This is a genomic window from Acidovorax sp. KNOB132 (assembly GCF_057541515.1).
This window is the reverse complement of sequence record NZ_BAAJYT010000164.1, coordinates 1-8599: the sequence shown is the minus strand read 5'-3', so window position 1 is coordinate 8599 and position 8599 is coordinate 1. Positions and strand designations below refer to the sequence as shown.

5 protein-coding genes are annotated in these 8599 nt (G+C 67.4%); 1 reads left to right on the top strand and 4 read right to left on the bottom strand.

The annotated features are described in order from the left end of the window. The 3 genes from smc to AC27IO_RS17365 form a co-directional block, all read right to left on the bottom strand. The coding region (gene smc / locus AC27IO_RS17375; RefSeq protein WP_498739888.1) for a chromosome segregation protein SMC at window positions 1-2526 on the bottom strand (2526 nt) is incomplete at its 3' end. A 210-nt stretch (window positions 2527-2736) separates the two neighbouring features. Then, window positions 2737-3069 (bottom strand): YnfA family protein, encoded by a 333-nt coding sequence (locus AC27IO_RS17370; protein WP_284404347.1) that lies wholly within the window; start codon window positions 3067-3069, stop codon window positions 2737-2739. 76 nt (window positions 3070-3145) lie between these two features. Continuing rightward, window positions 3146-6298: a bifunctional diguanylate cyclase/phosphodiesterase gene (locus AC27IO_RS17365; protein WP_498739887.1), complete on the bottom strand. Its 3153-nt coding sequence runs from the start codon at window positions 6296-6298 to the stop codon at window positions 3146-3148. 240 nt (window positions 6299-6538) lie between these two features. Here AC27IO_RS17365 and AC27IO_RS17360 point away from each other — a divergent pair, with 240 nt between their 5' ends. Next, the gene (locus AC27IO_RS17360) at window positions 6539-7009 is read left to right on the top strand and encodes a CopD family protein (protein WP_284431163.1); all 471 of its coding nucleotides are present in this window, start codon (window positions 6539-6541) and stop codon (window positions 7007-7009) included. 60 nt (window positions 7010-7069) lie between these two features. Here the strand turns inward: AC27IO_RS17360 and AC27IO_RS17355 are convergent, their stop codons facing one another. After that, window positions 7070-8248 carry a hypothetical protein gene (locus AC27IO_RS17355; protein WP_498739885.1) on the bottom strand — a complete coding sequence of 393 codons (1179 nt, stop codon included), beginning with the start codon at window positions 8246-8248 and terminating at the stop codon, window positions 7070-7072. Window positions 8249-8599: the final 351 nt, after the last annotated feature.

The window sequence follows — 8599 nt, the reverse complement described above, 5'->3', positions numbered from 1 at the left end:
CTCGGCCAGCGCGCGGGTCTGGCTGCCCGCCGTGTCCAGCGTGCGGGCGAGTTCGGCCCGGCGCGCCTCCAGGCTGCGGCGGGAGAACGTGGCCTCCTGCGCCTGGCGCTCCAGGCTGCGCTGCTGCTCGCGGCATTCGGCGAGCTTGCGCTCGGCGGCGATCACGCGCTCGTCCAGCTGCGCGTGGCGCTCCTGGCTGTCGGCCAGCTGCATGTCCAGCTCTTCGAAGCGCGCCTCGGCCGTCACGCGGCGCTCCTGCAGGTCGGCCAGCTGCGCCTCGACCTCGGCCAGGTCGGCGCCGATCTGCTCGCTGCGCGCGCGGGCCTGGTCGGCCAGTTGGGTCAGGCGCAGCGTTTCCACCTGCAGTTCATGGGCGCGGCTTTGCGCCTCGCTGGCTTCGCGGCGCGCGGCCACGAGGCGCTGCGAGGCGTCCGCGTAGGCCGACTCAGCGCGCACCAGGGCCGTGCGCGACTCCTCGCTGATGAGGGCCTGGGCGCGCAGTTCCTTCTCGAGGTGCTCGATCTCCTGCGCGCGGGCCAGCAGGCCGGACTGCTCGGAGTCCTGGGCATAAAAGCTCACGCTGTGCGCGCTGACCGCATGGCCCGTGGGCACGTAGACCACCTCGCCGGGCTGCAGCGTGGGGCGGCGGTTCAGGGCCTCGTCGAGCGTCTGCGCGGTATAGCAGCCCTGCAGCCAGTCGGTGAGCACGGCGCGCAGGCCGGCATCGCCCAGGCGCAGCAGGTCGGACAGGTGGGTGGCGGCGCCGGTGGGCTCGGGGATGCCGGCGGGCGGCGCGGTGTAGAAGGCCAGCCGGGCCGGTGGCGCATCGTTGCCGCCCGCGCCGAGAAAGCCGCGCACGCTGTCGAGCCGGCTGACTTCGAGGGCGCCCAGGCGCTCGCGCAGCGCGGCCTCCAGCGCGTTCTCCCAACCGGGCTCGATGTGGATGCGGCTCCACAGGCCCTGCAGGCCGTCGAGGCCGTGGCGCGCCAGCCAGGGCTGCAGCTTGCCATCGGTCTTGACCTTCTCCTGCAGCGCCTTCAGCGCCTCCATGCGCGCCGACAGGTCGGCCTGGCGGGCGCTTTCCACGTTCACGGCCTGCTGGCGGGTGCGGCGGTCCTCGTCCAGCTGCGGCACGGATTCCTGCAGTTCGGCCAGCCGGGCCTCTGCCATTTCGGCGCCCTCCTGGGCGGCATCGAGCTGGCCGCGCAGGTTGACCAGCCGCGCCTCGTCGGGCGCGGCCAGCGCGTTGCGGTCGGTGCGCAGGCGCTCGTGGCGGGCATCGAGCTGGCGGCTTTGCTCGTCGATGCTGCGCTGCTCGGCGGCCAGCACACCGATCTGCTGCTGCACCTGCACCACGGCGCCGCGCTGCTCGTTGGCACGCTGCTGGCCCTGGCGCAGCGCCTCTTCGAGGTCGGGCAGCTGCAGGGCCTGTTCCTCAACCTGGGCAGCGAGCAGTTCGGCACGCTCGTCGGCGTCCACGCCGGCGCCGGCGAGGTTCTCCATCTCGTGTTCGGCCTCTTCCTTGCGGGCCGACCACTGCGCGATCTGCTCGGCGAGCTGGGCGAGGCGCAGTTCCACGCGCTGGCGGCCTTCGACCACGTAGCGGATCTCGGCCTCCAGGCGGCCCACTTCGGCCGTGGCCTCGTAGAGCTTGCCCTGGGCCTGGTTGACGTGGTCGCCCGCGGCGTAGTGCGCCTGGCGGATGGTTTCGAGGTCGGATTCGACCGAGCGCAGGTCGGCCATGCGCGATTCGAGGTCGTTCACGGCCTGCAGGCCGTCGGCGCGCACCTTGGCCTGCTCGGCCTCGGCATCGGCGCGCTTCAAGAACCACAGCTGGTGCTGCTTGAGGGTGACGTCGGCCTGCAGCGCGTTGTAGCGGGCAGCCACCTCGGCCTGCTTTTCCAGGCGCTCCAGGTTGGCGTTCAGCTCGCGCAGGATGTCTTCGACCCGCGTGAGGTTCTCGCGCGTGTCCGACAGGCGGTTTTCGGTCTCGCGGCGGCGCTCCTTGTACTTGGAGACGCCCGCGGCCTCTTCCAGGAACAGGCGCAGCTCTTCGGGGCGCGACTCGATGATGCGGCTGATGGTGCCCTGGCCGATGATGGCGTAGGCCCGGGGTCCCAGGCCCGTGCCCAGGAACACATCCTGCACGTCGCGCCGGCGCACGGGCTGGTTGTTGATGAAGTAGCTGCTGTTGCCGTCGCGGGTGAGCACGCGCTTGACGGCGATCTCGCCGTACTGGTTCCACTGCCCGCCGGCGCGGTGGTCGGCGTTGTCGAAGACCAGCTCCACGCTGGCGCGGCTGGCCTGCTTTCGGCTGGTGGTGCCGCTGAAGATCACGTCCTGCATGGACTCGCCGCGCAGCTCGCTGGCCTTGGACTCCCCCAGCACCCAGCGCACCGCATCCATGATGTTGGACTTGCCGCAGCCGTTCGGGCCCACCACGCCCACCAGTTGGCCCGGCAGCATGAAGTTGGTGGGTTCTGCGAACGACTTGAAGCCGGCGAGTTTGATGGAGTTGAGACGCACGGGTCTGTGGGCGGGCTGGGGGCGTTGAAGCGCTCAAAACGGCGCGGCCGCGCCGCCGGGCGGGCCAGCGTGGCCAAGCCCCGGATGATACCGTGCCGGGGTGGCGCGACTGCCAGGGAAACGGCCCGCTCCTACAGCCGCCGCCGCTTCAATCAAAAAAGGCCTCCAGCGCAATCAGCACTAGGGCATATAGCTATCAAAAGAGTAGCATCAGCCAGCGCGGGGGGCGAAGGCGATGATCGCCATGCCGGCCAGGGTGACGGCCACGCCCGCCAGGTCCCACGCGGTGGGACGCACGCCGTCCACCGCCCAGAGCCAGCCGAGGGCCACCGCCACGTAGACGCCGCCATAGGCCGCATACACCCGCCCGGCCGCGGCCGGATGCAGGGTGAGCAGCCAGGCGAACAGCGCCAGGCAGGCAGCGGCCGGCACCAGCAGCCAGGGGCTCGCGCCCTGGCGCAGCCACAGCCACGGCAGATAGCAGCCCACGATCTCCGCCAGCGCGGTAACGGCGTACAGCGCCAGGGTTTTCAGTTCGAACATGGGACGGCTCGGAACGACCGGGAGGGGCTGGAAGGCCCGCAGGCGTTGCGGGGCGGCGGGCGGCGGCCGGGGCCCCTCACACGATCAGCGGGCTCAGGCCCGCGGCGTGATCGATCACCAGGCGTTCGAAGCCGTCCGCCGGCAGCGGCGGGCTGAGCAGGTAGCCCTGCCACACATAGCACTGGTTGCGTGCCAGGAAGGCGCGCTGCGCCTCGGTCTCCACGCCCTCGGCGATCACGCGCAGGCCCAGGCTGGTGCCCAGGGCGACGATGGTGCGCGCGATGGCAGCGTCGTTGGGGTCGGTGAGCACGTCACGCACGAAGCTCTGGTCGATCTTCAACTCGTCCAGCGGCAGGCGCTTGAGGTAGGCGAGCGAGGAATAGCCCGTGCCGAAATCGTCGAGCGAGAAGCCCACGCCGTAGGCGCGCAACTGGGCCATCTTGTCGATGGTGTCCTCCACGTCCTGCAGCAGCAGGCTTTCGGTCATCTCCAGCTTGAGCCGGCGGCCATCCGCCCCGGTGCTCGCCAGCGCCGCCAGCACCTGGCCCACGAAGCCGCTCTGGTGGAACTGGCGCGCGCTCACGTTCACCGACAGGCCCAGGTGCGAAAGCGCCGGCCGCTGCGCCCACCGCGCCAGCTGAGCGCACGCCGCCTGCAGCACCCATTCGCCCAGCGGCAGGATGAGTCCGGTCTCTTCGGTCAGGGGAATGAAATCGGCCGGGGAGACGAAGCCGCGCACCGGGTGGCGCCAGCGCAGCAGCGCCTCGGCGCCGGTGATGCGGCCGTTGTCCATCTGTGGCTGATAGAACAGCTCGAACTGCTGGAGCGCGATGCCCTCGCGCAGGTCCGATTCGAGTGCCGCGCGGGCCGCCACCAACGCCTGCATCCGCGGGTCGTAGAACTGCAGGCTGTTGCGCCCGCCGGCCTTGGCCTGGTACATGGCCAGGTCGGCGCGCTGCAGCAGTTCGTCCACCGTCTCGCGCACACCCTGGAAGATGGTCACGCCCATGCTGAGCGTGCTGTGGTGGGCCTCGCCCTCCAGCACGAACGGCCGGCGCAGGGCCGCCAGGATCTTCTGGCCCATCTCTTCCGCGCGCGCGGCGGCGTCTTCGGGGCTGTCACCCAGGTCTTCCAGCACCACCACGAACTCGTCGCCGCCATGGCGCGCCACGGTGTCTTCGGCCCGCACGCAGTCGCGCAGCCGCAGCGCCACCTGGCGCAGCAGCATGTCACCGCGCTCATGGCCCTGGGTCTCGTTCAGGGTCTTGAAGTTGTCCAGGTCGAGCATCAGCACCGCGCCGCAGCGCTGGCTGCGGGTGCTGGCGGCCAGGGCCTGCTGCAGCCGGTCGAGCAGCAGCCGGCGGTTGGGCAACTGGGTGAGCGGGTCGTAATAAGCGAGGTAGCGGATCTCTTCCTCCGCCGCCTTGTGCTGGCTCATGTCCACCACGGTGATGAGGCGGTCGTCGCCCAGCGCCACGCCGGCCAGGTCCACCGTGCGCAACTGCCCGCCCTTGCAGGTGATGGCGTGCTCGCGCGGCGCGATGGCCTCCTGGCCCGGCGCCTCGGCGCACACGGCCAGCCAGTCGGCGATGGCCTGCTCGCGCTGCGCCGCATCCGGAAACGCCAGGCGCCACCAGTCGTCCACCGTGGGGGCGTCTTCGGCGGTGTAGCCGCAGATCTGCACGAAACGCTCGTTGCGAAAGCTCACCACGCCGTCCTTGCGCACCAAACACACGCCCACCGGCAGGCGGTACAGGATGCCGCGCAGGCGCAGCTCGCTGTCGCGCTGGCTCTCTTCCATCTGCTTGCGCTCGGTGATGTCCTGCACCACGGCGATGCAATGGTGCGCCGGGTTGCCGGGCATGCGCATGGGCGACACGGTGAGATCGGCCCAGATGACGCGCCCCTCCTTGTGGAAGTAGCGCTTTTCGTAGCGGAACTCCTCGATCTGCCCCTGGGCAATCTGCTCCATCAGCGACTCGCCGGCGGCCAGGTCGTCGGGGTGCGTGATCTCGCCCACTGTCTTGGTCGACAACTCGGCCTCGGTGTAGCCCAGGATGTCGCAGAACTTGCTGTTGGCCCGCACGAAGCGGCGGCTGCTGGCCTCGACCTGCGCGACGCCCACGGCAGCCTGGTTGAACAGGGCGCGAAAGCGCTCTTCGCTCTCGCGCAGGGCCGAGCCTGCGGCGGTGGCGAAGCTCACGGCCTGCGTGCGGCGGCGCACCAGCAGCGTGATGAGCGCGGACAGCAGGGCCGTCACCAGCAGGCCGCCGCCGCCCATCATCGCCGGCAACTGCGCCTCCGAGCGCGACAGGAAGGGCTGCAGGGGCTGGAAGGTCAGCCGCCAGCGCCGGTCGTGCACGCGAAGCTCACGTTCATAGCGCTCCATGGCGGGACGCACGCCGCTTTCCAGCGCCAGCAGCGTCCGCTCGGAAGACGCGGAGCCATCGCTCACGGAGCCGATGTCCCGCACCGACATGCCCACGCCCCGAAGTTGGCCCTCGGACTGCAGGGCCTTTACCATGTCGTAGAAGCGGATGGTGGCGGCCACCGAGCCGATGTAGCGGCGCACGCCGCCCGCGCCGTCGTCGAACACGGGCAGCCGGATCACGAAGCCGGCGCGGTTGTCGCGCTCCTGCAGCAGGTCGAACGGTTCCGAGGCCACGACCTGCCCGGTGTCGCGGCTGTAGCGGATGGACGCCATGGTGGCCGGCAGCGAGCCGACATCCAGGCCCACGACGTACTCGTTGCCCACGATCGGCCAGATGTAGTCGGCCACTTGGTATTCGGGCCGGTCGCCGGGCGGGCGGATGGCGAACGTGGACGGCGCGCCCGTTCGCGCCAGGTCGTCGGCCCGCACCCGGGCCTCGTAGGCCTCCTTGTCGGCACGCGTCACGTAACGGGTGAAGGCCACGTTCTTCACGCCGGGGTAATGCTGGGCAAGGCGCAACTCACGCGCCGCATGTTCGAAATCGGCGCGCCCCAGCCGTGGGTTGACCAGGAACAAACTGCGCAGGCCGACCACCAGTTCGGTATGCGAGGCGATGCGGGCCTCCAGCGCCGTGGTGAACGACCGCGCCTCCTGGGTGAACCGCTCGCGTGCGATGCCCGCCACCGAATCGCTCTGCTGCTTCCACAGTGCCCAACTGACAGCCATGCCGAGCAGCGCGCAGAGCACCCCTGGCAGCCAGGGCCAGCGTTGCAATCGCAGTGCTTTTGGAAGCGTCATGGGCAGATGGAGGAAATCCCGGGCGCGGCGCGGGGAATCCGTCCACGATAACCCACGAGGATAGCCACAATCGACGTCGGTTTTGGCGTCAATAGCCTCAATGTTCTTTTTTGTAACAATGGCCTTGTCGTTTTCCATAGCCATTGCCGTGCGCGCACCGGTGTTGGCGCCCTATCCTCCCGCCCTGGTGCCCTGCCTGGGCGCCCGTCCCCGCTCCCGAACCCCTCAGAAAGCTGCCCCATGCTGTACAACGCGCTCCAATTGGTCCATGTCCTGGCGATCATCGTTTGGCTGGGGGGCATGGCCTTCGCCCATTTTTTCCTGCGCCCGGCGGCCCAGGCGCTGGAACCTGCCCAGCGCGTGGCGCTGATGCACGGCGTGCTGCAACGTTTTCTGGGGGCGGTGCTGGTGGCGGTCGTGCTGGTGCTGTCCAGCGGGCTGTGGATGATCGGCAATGTCGCCCGTGCCGCGGCGCAGTCGGGCGGCCGGTTTTCCATGCCGCTGTCTTGGACGATCATGGCCACGCTGGGCATCGTGATGATGGCCCTGTTCGGCCACGTGCGTTTCGCGCTGTTCAAGCGCCTGCAGCGCGCGGTGGCGGCGAGCGACTGGGCCGCGGGCGGCAAGGCGCTGGCTTCCATCCGCACCTGGGTGGGCGTCAATATCGCACTGGGCGCTGTGATCGTGGTGGTGGTGTTTCTATTGCGGTGAGTGCAGACAGAGCGAGGCACCACCAGTGCCATTGCTCGTCACCTGCCCACCGATGGAATGTCAGCGCGTTGATGATCCGCCCACTTCGCTCGGCAGGAAAATGGCTTCCACCTGCCCATGGTCCGGGGCCTTGCTGCCGCTGTTGAAAAACTCCGCTGATTCCTGAATCTCCAAGCTGGTGCCATGGAATGGATCGCGAATGCTGAGAAAGAATTTGCCCTTGCTCTCGCGGACGTTGTCCAGCATCAGCATGTGCCCCCCCTTGCCGAGAATGCAGGGGCCGTATTGGTCGATTTTTTCCGCCAAGTCACGCCAGGCTACTTTTCTGCTTCTGTCTTTGCTGAACAGGCTGCTCTTGTAGCTTAACTCGTGCGTCACCTGGAAAGGCTCCAGGCCAGTGGCCAACTTAATCGAGTGCATGACGGCGCGGGTGTCCCGCGCGGTGTTTGAAGCATAGACCTTGGAAGAATTCAGATCCTCCAGGTCCACCTTCCCATGGTCCAGCAGCAGCATCAGCTCACAGGCTGCGGAGCAGTCTTTGAAGGCAGGCTGTGGAACCATGAATCGGTTTCCTGGCAGGGGATAGACACTGAAATGCCCGAATTTAATGGCCGGAACAGAAACGCCGTTAGCGACAAATACCGGTTTTTTTCCGTCACCACTGACTTCCAGTCCTGCAAACCGCTTTGTCGTCAGTTGCGCAGGAGCGTCATAAATCAAACCATTTTTGATTTGTTCCGCAAAATGCCCGAACTGGCCGCGAATTTCGGGAAAACGGCGTACGACCCCATCCTTTGCACGGATGTAGGGTTCGGCGAACCACTGCGCAGGACCTTGCGAGGGCAGCTTGGATTTGGAATGGTCTACCAACCCGATGATGTTGGAACACGTTGCGTAAAAGCCGCCAATTGTGCTTGCCGGAACCAGTGTTTTTTGCTCCGGGCTCTTCTCCGCTCGAGGCGGTGGCTCCAGCGATAGGTTGGCCAGCCAAGCGCGGGTGTCTATGGGCTCATCGTCGTCGCTGCTGCTGGAGTATCCGGGAACACTCGCTCTGGCCGTCATAGGCCGAGGAATTTCGGGCGAGTCCTGCCGAGATCTGCGCTGCGTCAGGTTCTGCAGTTCCGGCGGGATGCGGGTCGAACTGCTGCCTCCGCGAGCGCTTGATGAGGCCGGAGTAGATTCTTGTGAAGACGAACTCGAAGTGCGTCCGCGCGTTCCAGAAAGAGAAAATGGGGTCATGGCACACAGATCCTTTGATCACGCCATGGTCGGCATGGACCTGATGCATCGCTTCACCGCAACCGAAGCATTGAGGACATCTGCGAAAAAATCCCGACCACGCCGCCGTTCTCGCGTCACAGTGAGAGCGTTGCCCAAAATAAAACAAGGAACTCAACCGCCCCCGCCGAAGCCGTGATTTGCCAGAGCCTTGCCTACTCGAATACGGTTAACCGCCCCGGTGCGGAATCAAGAATCGGTGCATTTAAGCCTCACCTAAGCTGGGATGGGAATCATGGACTCCAGTAGCCCGCATCAATCGATCTCCTCCTCCCTCCTGGGCTACTTTTTCGACCCGCTTCGGCGGGTTTT